This window comes from Aliiglaciecola aliphaticivorans (assembly GCF_054782055.1).
Window position 1 is genome coordinate 21005 of the sequence record NZ_BAAGTF010000019.1, and the last position, 16426, is coordinate 37430.

Consider the following 16426-nt stretch of genomic DNA (forward strand, 5'->3'; position numbering starts at 1 on the left):
ATCGCTTGCCTTAGGTGATTACCTGATAGCATGGGCTATAGTCGCTACCCGGCAGTTTCATACGTTGTTGTTTAACAAAGGATTCCAATAACGTATCAAGCATACTCATTAATTTCGGATCGCCATTGATTTTAAAAGGTCCGTGCTTTCGTATTTGGGTAATGCCTTCGGATTTTACGTTGCCAGCAACAATCCCAGAAAAAGCTTTGCGCAATGCTGCGGCTAATTCTGCCTTGGGCTGGGAAAAATGCAAATTCAGCTCTTGCATGCTTTGATGAGTAGGCTCAAAAGGCTGCTGAAATTCAGGTTCAATTTTTAACAGCCAATTGAACAGGTAGGAGTCGCCGGTATTTCGCCTATGGGTGCGCACATCAAGTTGTTTACTCTTTATTTTTTGCGCAACTTTAACTGCATCATCCACTACAATTTCATACAAAGCTTGGGCTTCTGGCCCTAGGGTTTCGCCTACAAATTTGTCGATGGATTCAAAATAGTCTTTGCTGTGGGCAGGGCCCGTTAAAATAATAGGCACTATTTGCTCGCGATTATCTTCATTTAGCATCACGCCCAGTAAATATAAAAGCTCTTCAGCTGTTCCTACGCCGCCTGGGAAAATAACAATAGCATGGGCAATTCGCACAAAGGCTTCTAAGCGTTTTTCAATATCGGGCATAATCACCAGCTCATTGACTATGGCGTTAGGTGGCTCTGCGGCAATGATCGAAGGCTCGGTCATGCCTAAATAGCGGCCGTTTTTATAGCGCTGTTTAGCATGTCCAATTGCGGCTCCTTTCATGGGGCCCTTCATCGCCCCAGGGCCACAGCCGGTACAAATGTTCATTTCCCGAAGGCCAAGTTGGTAGCCCACTTCTTTGGTGTATTTATATTCCACTTCTCCGATGGAGTGACCGCCCCAGCAAACAACCATATTTGGATCGCTGCCCACTTTAATCACTTCAGCATGACGCAACATATCAAACACGATATCAGTTAAATCTTTTGAATCAATGAGATGAGCTTCACTAAATCGATATTTTACACCCATATGTAAGATATCTCGGAGAACGGCAAACAAATGCTCGTGGACACCTTTGATAAGTTGACCATCAACAAATGCCACTGCGGGGGGATTGACCAACTCTATTTTAACGCCGCGCTCACGTCTAATTAGATTCACTTCAAAGTCTTCATAGGGAGTGAAGAGTTGTTCGAAATCATCCTCTTCCACTCCTGAATTCAATACGGCTAAGCAGCAGTTCCTGAATAATTTATACAGGTCACTATTCACTGATTGTTTTAGCCTATCTACTTCGAACTGTGACAATTGACTCAGGGGGCCAACTGGATTTAATTGAATTGAAAGCATAGATTATCCTATTTCCGACCTTACTGGCGAGCCTGTCTTGGCATGTTATATGGCGTTTCGAAATCGCTTCTGAAGGGGTTGATATCAAGACCTCCTCGACGAGTGTATCGCGCATAAACGGTTAGCTCAGATGGTTTGCAGAAGTGCTTTATATCGCGAAAAATTCGCTCTACACATTGTTCATGAAATTCATTGTGCATGCGAAAAGAAATGAGGTAGCGCAGCAGTGATTCTCGGTCTATTTGAGTACCAGAATAACGGATCATAATACTTCCCCAATCAGGCTGATTTGTGATCAGGCAATTGGATTTAAGTAAGTTACTGCTAAGTGTTTCACTAACTTGGTTAGCGTGGGTTTTTAATGCTGAGGCATCGAGTTGATAGTCACTAAATTCGATATCTTGATCATCGATATTTTGCCCCAGCATGTCTTCAATTTTTTGACTGGCAAAATCCTTGGGTAATATCACTTTTACTGCCACAGGTTTGCCGGCGCAGTGTGATAAATCTGTTTCTAGGGTCGTCGTTAAGGATTCAACAGATTCGATTTTAGATTGATTGAAGCTGTTTAAATAGAGTTTGAAGCTTTTTGATTCAATTAAATTGGGGGAGTCAAACGGAACTACACATTGCATTATGGCAACCTGGGGCTTTCCCCGTGAGTTGAGCCATGACAGTTCATAAGCGTTCCAGATATCTTCGCCGGTAAACGGCAATTTATCGGTTAGCCCTATGGCTTCTCGACTTAAGCTGCGTGGAACCGCCTGCAAGAGTTCTGGAGAATAGGTTTGTACATATTCAACTGCTTTACCGAGTGTCAGTTTTTCTAGAGCCGAAGATGAAGTACTTATCTCATCGGTTTTATTTGTCATTTAATCTTCTCGTTATACAATGCTTAAGCAGTGTATATACCTTGTGTGTTGATTTATCTTTTTATCTTAGGCGTTTTTGCCATTTTCACATTCATTTCGCATATTAATGCAATTAATTGGTATTCACTTAGGTTGTTTCAAGTCATCTTAATTAAAATTAAAGGAAGTGTAGTCTGTGAGCATTGATTCGGCACTACAAAATTTTGTTTCTGAATATGTCGATTGTCATCAACGCAATCAACACCCATTGGTTATTCAATTCGATGAAAATTGGCCATCAAAATGTTATCAGCAACGTGGTGAACAAGATGAATGGGTGCCTTGGTTACCGGTTAAACAAACAAGTGACCAGCATTTCGAACACTTTGAAAACGCCCTTGAAATTAAAATGGATGAACAACTTAAGCAGTACTATACCTGCTTTTGGAGTGATAATCTAAATGCGAAAACCCCAAGGGGAAACCTGCAATTATTGATGCCTTGGAACGATGACGATTTTGAGCGGTTACAACAAAATTTAGTTGCCCATGTGTTGATGAAAAGGCGCTTAGGACAAGACGACACCTTGTTCTTCGGCATTACCGACGAAGATGATTTTATTGTTAGCGTACACAATCAGACAGGACGGGTAATGTTGGAACAGATAGGCCTAGAGCCCCAAGAAACCTTGGCCGATTCATTAACCGAATTTATCCAGCAACTCACCCCCCGCCTGTAGCATGGCCTTTAGGCCATGGGGGGCCATGGGGCCGGGTTTTCTCGGGGCGGCTCGGGGCTAAAGCACCCGACTACAGGTGTTTTGTAGCATGGCCTTTAGGCCATGGGGGGCCATGGGGCCGAGGGGCTGGTTTTTCTTGTGTGCCTCGGGGCTAAAGCCACCGACTACAGGTGTTCTGTAGCATGGTCTTTAGGCCATGGAAGCCCATGGGGCTGGTTTTTCTCGTGTGCCTCGGGGCTAAAGCCACCGACTACAGGTGTTCTGTAGCATGGCCTTTAGGCCATGGGGCCATGGGGCCGAGGGGCCGGGTTTTCTCGTGTGCCTCGGGGCTAAAGCCACCGATTACAGGTGTTCTGTAGCATGGTCTTTAGGCCATGGAAGCCCATGGGGCTGGTTTTTCTTGTGTGCCTCGGGGCTAAAGCCACCGACTACAGGTGTTTTTGTAGCATGGTCTTCAGGCCATGGGGCCGAGGGGCCGGGTTTTCTCGGTTTCTTCTCGGGCTCTTCTCGGGGCTAAAGCCACCGACTACAGGTGAGGGGAATTATTTTTTCAGCGTGCGGGTTAAATGTAACACTTGCTGTTCCAATGACTCGATGCGTTTTTCTAATTGTTTTACGTGCTGTGTTAAATCAGTGGGTTGTTGCACTGGTGCTTCGTCCTCAACTATCTCTGAGAACTGTTCTGGTTCGTTTTGCCAGCGTCTTAATACCTCAATCACCTCCCGCAGGGGTAATGGCCGATTAGATGCTTTTTTAATTAATGCGACACTTGGTACTTTCCCGTTAGATTGTATATTTTTACATAGGGAAGCAATGTACTGGAACTGATTTGACATGATGAAAAACGCTAATAATTAGTTAATGTGACTATTTTAGCGGTATTGAGAATCACATGCATTTATATATCTACTTATAAAACAACAAGTTATATTTTGGCCTTAATTTTGTATTGTGGAATGCAATTCAATAATACAAATGGAACTACAGGGAAACTAAAATGAAAAAAATACTTGTTGCTGCAGCATTAGCCTTACCTCTAACCTTATCCGGATGTGTGATATCTGTTGGTGGAGAAGGAGACTACTCGTATCAATCTGATTGGGAACAAAAAGAACGTAAAAACAGGAAGGCAATTGCTAGGTTAGAGTCAAATACCGCCATCGAAGATATTAGAAGCCGTCTAGGTACGCCTGATTTCAGTGAGTTGTATCAAGAAAATAACGATGAAATCAATGTGTTGTTTTACCGCACGCAGCGTCGCGAAGGAGATGGGGTTACCACCAAAGACGAATGTACCCCTCTAGTTTTTAAAAATGGCAATTTGATTGGGTGGGGAGATTCTGCGTACAGCAATATATAAGTTGTACCATTCTAAACGTCATGTAAGCGAATTTACGCTAGCCAGGCTGCTTGCTTGGCTAGCGAGGTATATTAGCGCAGTCGATTATCAAGTTGGTCTATTAATTCTGTCCATTCCGCATCTTCAAAAAAGGACTGACGTATAAAGGTCGATTGCGTTTGGGTCCAGAAGCTGGCTTCTTCAAGTTTAACCGATTTATCTAACCCTTTATGTTCACTAATAAAACGCTCAATTGCCTCATCATCATTGGCTAAACCTAATTGCATAAACAAATCTTTCATCTCTAGATTTTCAGTTAACATCTAATGTCTCCTTTATGAAACTCTATTCTTTAACATCTTGGCATTTCAGTTCAATTGATACTCAATACAACAATTGCTGTTATCTTTGCTCGCCTAGCTACTTTTCTTGTGCTGCGAATACTTTTAGATTGCACTCTTTAAGTCTTGGGGGGAATAGGCTATAAATCAACCTGTTCAGCACAAAATAGTACAAATTGTTTGACCTTGTGTTTAATGAGTTGTTAACAAATGGTTAATAATTATGTAAAGTGAAAATTCCTAACTGAAGAGAGTCGAACTATGTCAAATACTGCACAAGACATAACCCCGTTAAATAATATCAAAGCTGTTTACCTTGCTGCTGAAGATCTCAAGATCGCTGCTTCGATTTTATACCAAGCTTATCATGATGATCCGCTGTTTTTAGATATTTTCGACTCTGAGAAAGAGGGGTATGAATCCCGGTTGCGCGGTGCTATCCGAGAAGAACTAAATGCGTTTTGGAGCGCTAAGCAACCTATGATTGGGCTGTTTGAAGATGACCGTTTATTGGCGGTGGCCTGCTTAATCAAACCTGATAGTGCTTTCAACCCAGACCGCTTCTGGCACTGGCGCTTGAAGATGTTACTTACCGCTGGGTACATAGGTACTAAGCAAATGATTGAAAAGGAACAGCGTGTTAGGGAGCGTATTCCCCACGAAAAATATCATATGCTGTCGTTTATTGGCGTGCATCCAGATCATCAACATCGAGGTCTTGGTCATTTACTCATGAGCGCTATAGATAGTATTGTCCTTGAAGAGCAAAAAAGTGAAGGTGTGGGTGTATACGTGACCTTGCCTAAATGTTTATCGTTTTTCACCGATGGCAAATATGAACACATAGAGGAACTCAAAGTGTCTCGTATCAATGGTCAAATAATGTTTAAACCCCGCTCAGAGCAATAGGGGCTCATCTCACAGGAGAAGAAAAGCTAAATTAATACTTTTCTTCTCTGCTTCTATTCTTCGTTCCTATCCTCTTACGCTCATTCTATTTTACTTTAATGCTAGGCTTCTAATTTCACTTTTTAAGCAAAGAACATCATTGAAATCGACAAAATATTGAAATTGACCTGAATAGTTTAAATAGACTCAAACTAGCGCGTAAGAAAAGGGCTGTTTAATTTGTACGATATTTCTTACATGGCTGTAGGTTTTAAGCGGAATAAACCCCTAGAGTAAGGCTTACTGTTTTATTAAGTTACTGAATTTATTAAATTAAAATTTTTAATTTAGACTTTAGTCTGATGGCTTACAAAAAAAATGTTTTTTGGGTACTAGTAGAAACTTTTAATTCCTCTATCTTATACCTCGTCACAGGGAAATACGACGGGTCAGGAAGACTTAGGGAAAGCCAAAAGGACACTTTCATTGGATGAAAGTAAATGTTCAAGGTGAACATTAAGTAACGGAAGACAAACACAGGGATAGTTAGGGAAGCTTGAGGACAATCTTAAGGATGAGAAATACTGTCAATATGGATGTACAGTTATTTTAGGATCAATGGAAAGGGACTCACTCAGGGAGAGTGACTCACTTAGGGATGAGCGAGAATAGAAGGAAAGGGGCGTATATGGATGTTGACCGGGATGGTTTAATAGCGAAGGATAGCTGAGAGGGATTCTCAAAATTCTCTGGGGTGTGTCTAATTTATTTTAGACACACCCTTTTTCTTTTCCGCTCTAATAAGTCGTTTTAATCAGTGCCGCTTGTTATTCCATTTAAGTAAGCCTTGTTTCAAATCCTCAATAATAATAGGTTTACTAAGATAACCATCCATTCCAGCGTTAAAACACTTCTCTTTATCCCCTTTCATGGCGTTTGCGGTTAATGCAATAATTGGGATGTTAGGATTAAACTTATCACCTTTGTGTGCGCGAATGATTCTAGTGGCTTCATACCCATCCATAACAGGCATTTGGCAGTCCATCAGTACAATATCAAAAGGAGTCGACGCGCGGCTTAACTGTTCAATGGCTTCTAAACCGTTATTTGCTACTTCAGTAAGACAATTTAATTTATTAAGCATTTCATTTGCAACCACTTGGTTAATTTGATTATCTTCAACTAGCAATATACGTGGCCGCCCAACTATCCTATTACTTGCATTGTGACGGGTGATAAGCTCGTGCTGTGAGCGCTCTAATGGTTGGTTTTTTTGGTTCGCTATTTGGCAGATTGCGGAAAATAGGTCGTCATTCTTAACGGGCTTATGGAAAAACGCATCAAAGCCGATACTTTTAAATTTCTGAGCATCCCCTCGTTTTGCAGCGGATGTCATTAAAATCATATTTAACTGAGCAAATCTTTCGTCACTTTTAATCGCTTTTCCTAATTCAGTACCACTTATCCCAGGCATATCAGCATCAATAATGGCAATATCGATATTCTGCTTAATATCACAATGCTTGCGCAGTAATTTTAATGCTTCTGGTGAATTCTTTGCCTGGATCACAGTGATATTTTCAGAAGACAGTATAGAAGATAATACTTCTCGATTAGTTTGGTTATCATCAACAACTAATACCCTCAGATCCGCCAAATTGGTGTTAGATAAATCGTAAATCTGCTGATCGTGGTTATTTTTTGCTGGCTCAAATTCAAGAGTAAACCAAAATTCGGAACCTTTTTGCCACTCGCTATTAACCCCTATTTCTCCAGATAACAACTCAACAAGTTCTTTCGCGATAGACAACCCCAAACCTGTACCACCGAATTTACGAGTGGTTGACGCATCAATTTGACTGAATTTAAGAAATAACTGTTTCTGTTTTTCTTGTGAAATACCAATTCCTGAGTCGACTACACAAAAAATAAGGCTATTTTCACTAGCCAAATTTACTTTAATGACGATTTCGCCTTTTTGGGTAAATTTGATGGCATTACTGGTAAGGTTTGCCAGTATTTGCCTTGTTCTGCCGGGATCTCCTTTGATCCACCGCGGAACCTTAGGGTGCATAGAAAAAATGAGTTCTAGTTTCTTTTCTTGGGCTCGCAGTGAGAAGCTTTCAACAAATTTGTTTAGCATTTCGTGCAAATCATACTCTATATTTTCGATTTCTAATTTGCCCGCTTCAATCTTGGAAAAATCTAGAATATCGTTAATCAAGGTAAGTAAAATGTGACCACTGTTTTGTGCAAGCTCTGCATATTTGTGCTGTTGCTCAGTCAAAGGGGTATTTAGCAAAAGGTCGTTCATTCCAATAATGCCGTTTATGGGGGTGCGAATTTCGTGACTCATATTTGCTAAGAAATCACTTTTCGCCTGACTGGCGACTTTGGCATTTTCTTCGGCCTCTTTTAACTCTGTTATGTCTTGGAATGCACCACGTAGAATCATTTCCCCATGTTGGTTAAGTTCTCTAAAGCCAAATGATTTCACCCATATTTTATTGTTTTTGGCAGTGATAAAGGGCAGTTGAAAATCGAATGGGACATTATTATTAATCGCTTCGTCTAACGCATCTTTTACTTTTTGTCGATGTTCAGGAAGGTAGAAATTAATCGCATTTTCAAGTTCGATTTCACTGCCAATGGGGAGCTCATGAATACGGTAAACTTCTTCAGACCAATATACATCATTGGTGTTTATATTAACTTCCCAGGCACCCAACTTCGCGACTCTTCCTGTGGCTTTTAATAAGGATGCACTACGTTCTTTTTCACCTTCAATATACTTGAGCTTCGAAATGTCTCGACCAATTAACAAAAAGCCTTCTACTTCCTTTTGAGAATCCATTACGGCGGTTACCGCCAGTTGAATTGGGATTTTTTTCCCACTGCGGCTAACAAATTGAGTTTCATATTCGTCTGCTATGCCTTGTCTGGCAGAGTAAGTAATTGATTCTATACCTGAAGGAATTGTCTTGCCGACTTTGTTGCTCAGCTGTTTTGCGTGTTCAATCAAAGATTCTGGGGCAAAAAATAGTTCCGGCCTTACTTGGCCAACTACCTCATTACGATCATATTCCAGCGTTCTTTGTGCAAAACTATTATAGGTAATGATGTGACCCGATAGATTAGTAGACATAACGATTAGGTTAGCGCTATTTAGAATAGCTTCTTGCAGATTACTATAATTTAAAAGTTCCAGCTCTTGTTGTTTAGGTTTCGAAATATCAGTGGCAACAATAACAATTCGTTCAATTTTATCATTTTCTTTTAGGGGTTTTATATTTGCACGTAGCCAAACAGGTTGCCCTTGCTTATTATAATTTATCAACTCATAGCTATAGCTTTTACCTTCTGCAATGGCCTGCTTAATTTTCTGTACTGTCGCAGCGTCGGTCTTAGGGCCAAATACAAAATCCCGTAGTGATTGCCCAAAAACTTCAGCAGACGTGTAGCCACTTAGTTTTATAAATGCTGGGTTGACCCATTCAATTGCCATGTCGGGTGAGCAAACGACTATTGCATTTTCGGCTTCCTGCACAATTGACGCTAAAAATTCGTTTTCCGCTTTACTGTCTAACAATTTTTGTTGGGTTTCATACTGTTCGGTTAAATCTATATTAATGCCAGTATGTTTAAGTACATGATTGCCCGATGTATCAATTACTTGCCCAAAAGCTTGAATGTATTTTTCTTTCCCCGACGAGGTTTTGATTCTAAATTCCGCTTGGTATTTGCTATTTAGGGAATCAGCTTGTTGAAATTCATTAAACGCCATTTCCCGGTCTTCGGGATGGATAAATGAGAACCAGTCTTGAAGATCTGTTGCATAGTGATCAGCATCAATGTCGTACAAGCGGCACATCTGTTCGTCCCAGATGACTTTCTTTGACGAAAAGTCATATTGCCACACACCAATACCTGACTGTTTAGCGACTTCATACCTTGCCAATAAATTATATACTACGGTTTGTGCCGATACGAGTTTTTTAGCTGGGCTAAGTGTTATCACCAATCCTTCAAATTGGTCCTTAGGTAATAGGTCAATGACTGCTGTAACATAGTGGATGGCGAAAGTAGGCGTTGAAATAGCAATTGGCTCTTCGTTATTCAACTTAGTGTGTTTTTCAGGTGTTTGAGAGCTTAGCAGTTGTTCAAAAAAGGCGACAAAGATGGACTTACTAAAGCTTAAAGTGAAAAGATCACAAACCTGTTTTCCATTTATGGAAGATGCATCTACATCAAATAATTGCCCAGCAGCCAAGTTTGCGTTTGCGATTTTACCTTTTAAATCACACACTATCATTGCTATGGAACTTTGCTCAAATAAACAGTGAGCAATAGCTTGGTTCCAATTATTTTGCTTTGCCACTTTCTAAGATCCTAATAATAAAGTTCTCCATCAATTTAATTATAGATTAATTACTCATTTTTACGGTCAATTTTTTAACTTTCGTCAAGCCTTTAAAACTATAATGAAACACAATTTCAGCTCAAACTATATCGTTATTTAGTGCTGCTAATTGATTGAAAAAGCAAAACTAGGATAAATCGAAAGACAGTAAGCATATTGGCGTAAACGGTGTCCTAAAAAAACATAAAGTTTACAGTCAGTCCTAATTTATTTAAAAAATACGCTGCTCGCAGTAATTAAGTGCAGTTGAATACCGCTGAATATATAAAAGATCTAAAGGCTAGCTCAAATCGATGGGCATTCTCTTCGTTCTAATCTTATTTTTAACCTTTATTTTGAGATTGAAATCTAGAGGCTGAAATCGTGACACTTTGTCATCTGCATGCGTTAGTTATTAGACTTGGTTGTGTTAGCCACTTACTTTTCACAGTGACAGTATTGGTAACTGCGCCATTTGTTAATTACAATAGCGAAAATTTCAAACGAGAGGTTATCGCTTGTCAAACGCTCGGGTTAAAGCCCCACCATTTAAAATGTCTTTTCTATTACCTCAATATTGGCCGGTTTGGTTGAGTATTGGACTACTTTATAGCATTTCATGGTTACCCTACCGGTTGCAGGTAATTATCGGCAAAGGAATTAGTTTTTTATTAAAAGTCTTAGGTAAAAAGCGTGTTGCAGTGGCAAAACGTAATCTTGAGTTGTGTTTCCCAGAAAAAACGGAAGCACAGCGAGAAGCCATGTTAGCCAAAAATATCGAGTATGCCGGAATGGCGGTTCTTGAATCTAGTATGGGCTGGTGGTGGCCGGACTGGCGAGTAAGACGTCATTCAGAAATAGAAGGTTATGAGCATGTCCAGGCCATTTTAGATAAAGGCAAAGGGGTGTTTGGTTTGGCGATTCATAATATGAATTTGGAACTTGGTTGTCGAATCGCAGGTCTAAAAAATCCATCAGTGGCGTTTTATCGCAAACATAATAATGCGTTAATGGAATACATGCAGTATCACGGCAGGGCACGTTCTAACAAATACATGATCCATAAACGTAATGCTAAAGGGTTAATTAAAGCATTAAATCAAAAAGAAGTGTGCTTCTATTTACCCGATCAGGATTATGGCCGTCAGTTTAGTGAGTTCGTTCCTTTTTTTGCCGTAAAGGAAGTGGCATCAACCAAAGGAACCATGTTATTTGCGAAAAATTCCAATAGTGAAATGGTCTTTATTGTTTCCATACGCACAAAAGATGGTTATAAGGTTAAGTTTGTCCCAGGCCTTAATCATTTCCCGTCTGGGGACGATAAACAAGATATAGCGAGAATAAATCAGAGAGTGGAAGAGTTAGTCAATTTAGCACCAGAGCAATACCTTTGGATGCATAAACGTTTTAAAACGCGTCCTAATGAGGATGATCCTTCACTCTATGATTAGCGATTTAATTGAGAAATGAGGCTCTTAAAATGAGCAAAAAAACATCTAACTTTTTGTTTTGGGCTAGACACATTGGCTTAGCGATAGCGTTAATTATTATCGCTGCCATCGTGCTTAACTTACAACGTTTCAATATGTCTAGTCCCAAACCTGAAGGAAAGTCTGAACAAAAAAGTGTGTCCCAAGGCATGACGGATTTTTATGCGGCCTATAGAATGTCTTCCTCAAAACCGTTTGAAGATGACATCGGTGACTTTGTTTTGCCGGTTAATCCTCCTAAAGAGCCCTTAGAGCAACGTTTGCGAAAGATGGTAAGTATTCAGAGTAATATTAATTCTAGGTGGGTAGGGGAGCATAAATATCGGAGTTTCCGCGCGGGCAGTACTCTGCGAGAAGCCATCACTAATTATGCGCAATCTGAGGGGATGCAAGTATTATGGGAGCTGGATAAAGATTTTATTATCAAAAGTCAGTTTCAATTAGACGATACCATTACCGGCTCGATGGCCGAAATTGCCAGCGCCGTGAATGGCAGTTTTGAAAAGGAGGTTAAAGCCTATATTTGCCCTAAACAGCGCTCAATGATTGTTACTCAAGAAACCAATGATTATGTTCTAAAGAATTGTTATTTGCTTGAATAACAATGTTATCAACAAGCATTTAAGCTAAATCTGCAGATTTAACTGGGTTGCTCAAATGTGGTTTCCCAAATTGCTTTTACATTCTTTTGATGCTCTGAATATTGGCTTTTATCGACCAGGTTATCTTTTTCTAATAGGGTTAATCGATGTGAGCGGTTACGATAATCAAGGTAAGCTTCTGTTAATTGCGTTTTATCATCAGCACTAATGTAATTGGCTGAGCATAACTGTTGCAGTAATCTAACGTTATCTGACCAATCTACCATTTTAGGACAATGTTGGGCATTCTTGAGTACCCAAAACTGCACTAAAAACTCTATGTCAGCCATTGCTCCGGCATCTTGTTTTACGTCCAGCCAGTTTTCGTTGCCCTTGTTTAAATGCTCTCGCATTTTGTGTCGCATGCTAGTCACATCTTGTTGCAGAGTTTCGATATCTCGAGGTTTGCATAATACGTCCCGTCTGATTGCTTCAATATGCTGGGTGAGCTCTGGACTGCCAATCACGACTCTTGCGCGAACTAATGCTTGATGTTCCCAGGTCCACGCTTCTTGCAATTGATACTGTTCAAACCCATTTACGTGGCATACTAACAAACCTGCATTACCGGAAGGACGCAAGCGCATATCTATTTCATACAATTGGCCTGATGGGGTCTTGGTCATAAACAAATGCATAATGCGTTGGGCTAGTTTGGTATAAAACTGGTTAGCTTCGATTGATTTTTTGCCATTAGTGGTAATTTGTGAATCACATTGGTGGACAAATACTAAATCTAAATCTGACCCATAACCTAGCTCTATTCCGCCTAACTTGCCGTATCCGATGACGGCAAACTTTTTATTTTGGTCCGAACTCCCGTCAGGAATGCCGTACTTTTGTTTCATTTGCTCCCACGCCATATTCACCACTTCATTGATAATTGCCTCAGCCAAAAAGGTAAGGTGATCACTGACCTTCATTATTGGCAATACACCAGTGACATCTGCTGCTGCAATTTTTAGCTGCTGAATTTGTTTGAATTGACGAAGGGTTTCCATCTGTAGCTCTAGATCATCGGGTTCCACTCGCAACAATGATTGGCGCAGTTCATCTGGGTAATCTTTTAGCTCTGTGGGATGATAAAGCAGCACAGGGTTAAGTAATTCATCTAATAGAATTGGGTATTTGGCTATTTGCTCCGCTATCCATGGGCTAGCATGACACAATCTCACTAGTTGTTGTTGCGCACCTTGATTCTCTACGAGTAACTGTAGATAGGTTGTTCGTCTTAACACGGTCAACAGAATGTGGGCAATTCTATCTAGTAAAACGGATAGTTCGCTACCATCTAAATTGCTCTCATCTAAACAGATAATACTTGCTAATAATTGCGGCACTAATGTGTTCAGCGCAACGATTGCCTTAGGCGAGGGGTGTTTTTTCTCTACCGAACTTTTCAATTCTAGGATGTGATGAGCAAGTGATTCTGATGTCTCTTTCGACGCCACTTGAGTAAATAAATCGGAAATTTCTTGTGGTGTTAAATCCAACTTCCAAGCATCTACAAACGCACTCGTTTGTGTCATATCTTGTGCTTCATTTTCATTAGAATTGTCGCCAATTAGCATTTGAAATTGTTGATTAATCCAACTGCTATGCTCATTCAACTGTTGCTGCAATTGGCAATAATCGTCACAATTCATTACCGCACTTAAGCGCGCTTGATCTAACAGCGTATCTGGCAGTACTTGGGTTTGTTTATCAGCAAATTGCTGCAAACAATGCTCTACTTTGCGTAAAAACAAGTAGCTTTTCTTCAACTGCAAATACTCTTCTTCGGGCAGCAGATCTAGCTCAGTTAATTGGGCAAGAGTGTATAGGATGCTAGGAAATTGCAATCGTGGTTCCCGGCCGCCTTTTATGAGTTGGAAACTTTGGGCAATAAACTCTACTTCACGGATCCCGCCTGAACCTAGTTTAATATTATTGGTTAAACCTCGACGTCTGACTTCTTGATTGATCAATGATTTCATTTCTCTGAGGGAATCGATGGCGCTGTAGTCTAAGTAACGTCGGTAAATAAATGGTTTGAGTATGTTATGTAGTTCCTCAGCGTATTCAGATTGATCATTTAGAATACGCGCTTTGACCATGGCATAGCGTTCCCATTCTCGGCCCTGCTCTTGATAATAATCTTCAAACGCGGCCATGTGCATAACCAGTGGACCACTTTCACCCAACGGGCGTAATCGCATATCCACACGAAATACTTGTCCTTGCTGGTTGGTATGATGAAGGGCGTGAATAATGCGTTGTGCTAGACGATTAAAAAACTGTTGGTGCTCTAAGGTTTTTTTACCGTTCTCAATTTCCCCTTTGCTTGGATAGCAAAAAATCAGATCGATATCAGACGAAAAGTTGAGTTCTTTGCCACCAAGTTTACCCATCCCCAGTATTAATAGAGGTTGGGGGCCGAACTCACCCATTGGCGTGCCATAACGGGCGCAAAAATGCTCGTACAACCAAAAATACGTGCCCTTTATGAGGACATCCGCTAATTCAGAGGTTACCGTCAAAGAGTGTTCTATAGATTGCAGGTTTAATAAATCCAGCGCTGCGATTGCCACCATGTGCTGTTTGCGAAATATACGTAAACGATCCAGTAACTCGGCCTCAGTTGACACCTTTTCAAGTTGAGCCGTTAATTCTTTCTGGTAATCAATATTTTGCCTTGGATTCGTTAGGGTTTCGATCAACGGGGGAAGTTTTAACGGATCAGATAACAAGGTGTCTCGGATGAAGTCACTTAAACCAAGGAGTCGTTTTATTTGTGTTTGAATGGGTTCCGGCTGTTCCTCGATAGACGATATTTCGCATAATTGCTGCCAATATTTATCGGCGGTGCTAGTGAGTAATGGGAAAGATGTATTCATAATGATTGCAGCCAATTTTGAGTCGTCTTGATAATTCTTAATTGCCAATGCTATATCATGTGTCGGTACAATCAATAGGTTAAGTTAATTCGTTGCTAATTCTGAACTTTTAATTTGTTTTTGACGTTTAACTGTTAATATTGCTTTTCGACACCCTGCAGTTTGGAATAATTGTTTATGCAAGATTTGGTTAATTTGGTGCCATTATTACCTGAAACTTGGTTTTATCTTGGAATTGATATTTGCATTGCCATTTGTCTGTTATATGCCTTGAGGCTGATGTCTGGAAAAATGGCTTCAGTGAGCACAACAGAGGAGCTCGGCTCTCAGGATAATATTGCATTTGGGATCAGTGTTGCTGGACGAATGTTAGCACTGTGTCTTGTATTATCAGCCGCGGCAGCCAGTTCTGATACCAATGGTTTTGAAGAAGCAGCAATGAGTATGTTGTTGTATGGCTTAGTTGGTATTTTATTGATTAAAGTTGGCCGCATTTTAAACGACAAAATTATCCTTAATCGTATTAACAAAGAAGCGATGATTAAAGATCGCAATACCAGTGTTGCTATTGTCGATGCTGCGAGTTCGGTGTCTACCGCTTTGATAGTCAGCAACGTTATGTTGTGGGTAATTGGTACTGATCTAAATGCATTGTTCGCCGTTATATCGGGGTTTATCGTTACCCAAGCCATATTATTGTTGCGCACGCGGATCTATGAACGACGCTTTTTAGCTCTAAGCCAAAGCAATACTTTTCAACAAACCATTGCGAAAGGCCAATTGGCTGTTGCGGTTCAACATTCCGGTAATTTACTCGCCACAGCAATAGTGGTGTCTGCAAGTAGCAGCCTATTAATTTACACCCCACAAGGTTATGTTAGCAATTTGACTGGTTGGCTAATTGTGGGCATGGGCTTAACCCTGATGTTGTTGGTTTTAGTTATTGTGGCCAAAAAAATCATATTAGCCGGATTAAACCTAGCGCAAGAAGTCGAACAGCAACACAATGTGGGTGTAGCCAGTATTGAAATGGTGCTTAGTGTTGGTCTGGCGTTAATCGTTAGCGGATTATTTACTTAAATAATTCGTCTTTAGGTTAGTTTTCTGACGAGGCGCTTTTTGAGATCCTCTCTTCTACTGTTGATTGCAGATTCTGAAGCTGGATTGGTGACACTTTGATTGGATTAGAGGGAAGATTTACCTCGCCGTTGATGATTTTCAATTTAGCCGTCTTGCTTTGTTTTTTGAACCAGTATTCGGTTTTTAAAGCATTAGAATGCCCCTCCATGTGGGCTGCAAATTTGAGTTTTAAAGGGCCTTTTCCCCTTAGCGCTTTCGCACAACGCTTTGAGTTGCTCGCATGTTCATGGAAGCGCCGAGCTAAATCCGTGCAAATTCCACAATAGGTCATTCCTAAACGGTTTTCGACCACGTAAATAAACCATTTTGTATCAGCCATGCAATCCTTATTTATTTTTCAGTGTACAAGTGTACGC

At 40.5% G+C, this 16426-nt stretch carries 13 protein-coding genes; 6 read left to right on the forward strand and 7 right to left on the reverse strand.

Annotated features, from left to right (window positions below):
- Positions 1–10 precede the first annotated feature (10 nt).
- Both ppnN and queF read right to left on the reverse strand, forming a co-directional pair.
- A complete protein-coding gene (gene ppnN, locus ACYVIL_RS10395; RefSeq protein WP_303470607.1) occupies positions 11–1366 on the reverse strand; it encodes a nucleotide 5'-monophosphate nucleosidase PpnN in 1356 nt (451 codons plus the stop codon).
- Positions 1367–1386: 20 nt separating this feature from the next.
- Positions 1387–2238 (reverse strand): NADPH-dependent 7-cyano-7-deazaguanine reductase QueF, encoded by an 852-nt coding sequence (gene queF, locus ACYVIL_RS10400; protein WP_460312416.1) that lies wholly within the window; start codon positions 2236–2238, stop codon positions 1387–1389.
- Between the two features lie 175 nt (positions 2239–2413).
- Between queF and syd the strand changes: the two genes are divergently transcribed.
- A complete protein-coding gene (syd, locus tag ACYVIL_RS10405; protein WP_460312417.1) occupies positions 2414–2956 on the forward strand; it encodes a SecY-interacting protein in 543 nt (180 codons plus the stop codon).
- A 542-nt stretch (positions 2957–3498) separates the two neighbouring features.
- Here the strand turns inward: syd and ACYVIL_RS10410 are convergent.
- Positions 3499–3792: a hypothetical protein gene (locus ACYVIL_RS10410; RefSeq protein ID WP_303470601.1), complete on the reverse strand. Its 294-nt coding sequence runs from the start codon at positions 3790–3792 to the stop codon at positions 3499–3501.
- Between the two features lie 161 nt (positions 3793–3953).
- On the opposite strand from ACYVIL_RS10410, the gene ACYVIL_RS10415 reads away from it, so the two are divergent.
- Positions 3954–4316, forward strand: coding sequence for a DUF3192 domain-containing protein (locus ACYVIL_RS10415; RefSeq protein WP_303470600.1), 363 nt, complete (start codon positions 3954–3956; stop codon positions 4314–4316).
- 71 nt (positions 4317–4387) lie between these two features.
- Here the strand turns inward: ACYVIL_RS10415 and ACYVIL_RS10420 are convergent, their stop codons facing one another.
- Positions 4388–4618, reverse strand: a complete 231-nt coding sequence (locus ACYVIL_RS10420) for a DUF2789 family protein (protein WP_303470597.1) — start codon at positions 4616–4618, stop codon at positions 4388–4390.
- 279 nt (positions 4619–4897) lie between these two features.
- On the opposite strand from ACYVIL_RS10420, the gene ACYVIL_RS10425 reads away from it, so the two are divergent.
- Positions 4898–5545: a GNAT family N-acetyltransferase gene (locus ACYVIL_RS10425; RefSeq protein WP_460312418.1), complete on the forward strand. Its 648-nt coding sequence runs from the start codon at positions 4898–4900 to the stop codon at positions 5543–5545.
- A 793-nt stretch (positions 5546–6338) separates the two neighbouring features.
- Here the strand turns inward: ACYVIL_RS10425 and ACYVIL_RS10430 are convergent.
- Positions 6339–9902: a PAS domain-containing hybrid sensor histidine kinase/response regulator gene (locus tag ACYVIL_RS10430; protein WP_460312419.1), complete on the reverse strand. Its 3564-nt coding sequence runs from the start codon at positions 9900–9902 to the stop codon at positions 6339–6341.
- Between the two features lie 539 nt (positions 9903–10441).
- Here ACYVIL_RS10430 and lpxL point away from each other — a divergent pair.
- Complete coding sequence (gene lpxL / locus ACYVIL_RS10435) at positions 10442–11374, forward strand: LpxL/LpxP family Kdo(2)-lipid IV(A) lauroyl/palmitoleoyl acyltransferase (RefSeq protein ID WP_460312420.1); 933 nt, start codon at positions 10442–10444, stop codon at positions 11372–11374.
- A 29-nt stretch (positions 11375–11403) separates the two neighbouring features.
- On the forward strand, positions 11404–12015 hold the full coding sequence (locus tag ACYVIL_RS10440; protein WP_303470588.1) for a TcpQ domain-containing protein: 612 nt from the start codon (positions 11404–11406) through the stop codon (positions 12013–12015).
- Between the two features lie 38 nt (positions 12016–12053).
- Here the strand turns inward: ACYVIL_RS10440 and glnE are convergent, their stop codons facing one another.
- Positions 12054–14978, reverse strand: a complete 2925-nt coding sequence (gene glnE, locus ACYVIL_RS10445; RefSeq protein ID WP_460312421.1) for a bifunctional [glutamate--ammonia ligase]-adenylyl-L-tyrosine phosphorylase/[glutamate--ammonia-ligase] adenylyltransferase — start codon at positions 14976–14978, stop codon at positions 12054–12056.
- A gap of 129 nt (positions 14979–15107) precedes the next feature.
- Here glnE and ACYVIL_RS10450 point away from each other — a divergent pair, with 129 nt between their 5' ends.
- Positions 15108–16010 (forward strand): DUF350 domain-containing protein, encoded by a 903-nt coding sequence (locus ACYVIL_RS10450; protein ID WP_460312422.1) that lies wholly within the window; start codon positions 15108–15110, stop codon positions 16008–16010.
- 16 nt (positions 16011–16026) lie between these two features.
- Here ACYVIL_RS10450 and ACYVIL_RS10455 read toward each other — a convergent pair whose 3' ends face one another.
- Positions 16027–16389: a GIY-YIG nuclease family protein gene (locus ACYVIL_RS10455; protein WP_460312423.1), complete on the reverse strand. Its 363-nt coding sequence runs from the start codon at positions 16387–16389 to the stop codon at positions 16027–16029.
- Positions 16390–16426 lie beyond the last annotated feature (37 nt).

Bases quoted from the DNA above. Each gene is read 5' to 3' on its own strand.
- ACYVIL_RS10440 (WP_303470588.1), top strand. From the start codon at position 11,404: ATGAGCAAAAAAACATCTAACTTTTTGTTTTGGGCTAGACACATTGGC.
- ACYVIL_RS10420 (WP_303470597.1), bottom strand. From the start codon at position 4,618: ATGTTAACTGAAAATCTAGAGATGAAAGATTTGTTTATGCAATTAGGT.
- ACYVIL_RS10455 (WP_460312423.1), bottom strand. From the start codon at position 16,389: ATGGCTGATACAAAATGGTTTATTTACGTGGTCGAAAACCGTTTAGGA.
- ACYVIL_RS10425 (WP_460312418.1), top strand. From the start codon at position 4,898: ATGTCAAATACTGCACAAGACATAACCCCGTTAAATAATATCAAAGCT.
- queF (WP_460312416.1), bottom strand. From the start codon at position 2,238: ATGACAAATAAAACCGATGAGATAAGTACTTCATCTTCGGCTCTAGAA.
- ACYVIL_RS10450 (WP_460312422.1), top strand. From the start codon at position 15,108: ATGCAAGATTTGGTTAATTTGGTGCCATTATTACCTGAAACTTGGTTT.
- ACYVIL_RS10415 (WP_303470600.1), top strand. From the start codon at position 3,954: ATGAAAAAAATACTTGTTGCTGCAGCATTAGCCTTACCTCTAACCTTA.
- ppnN (WP_303470607.1), bottom strand. From the start codon at position 1,366: ATGCTTTCAATTCAATTAAATCCAGTTGGCCCCCTGAGTCAATTGTCA.
- ACYVIL_RS10410 (WP_303470601.1), bottom strand. From the start codon at position 3,792: ATGTCAAATCAGTTCCAGTACATTGCTTCCCTATGTAAAAATATACAA.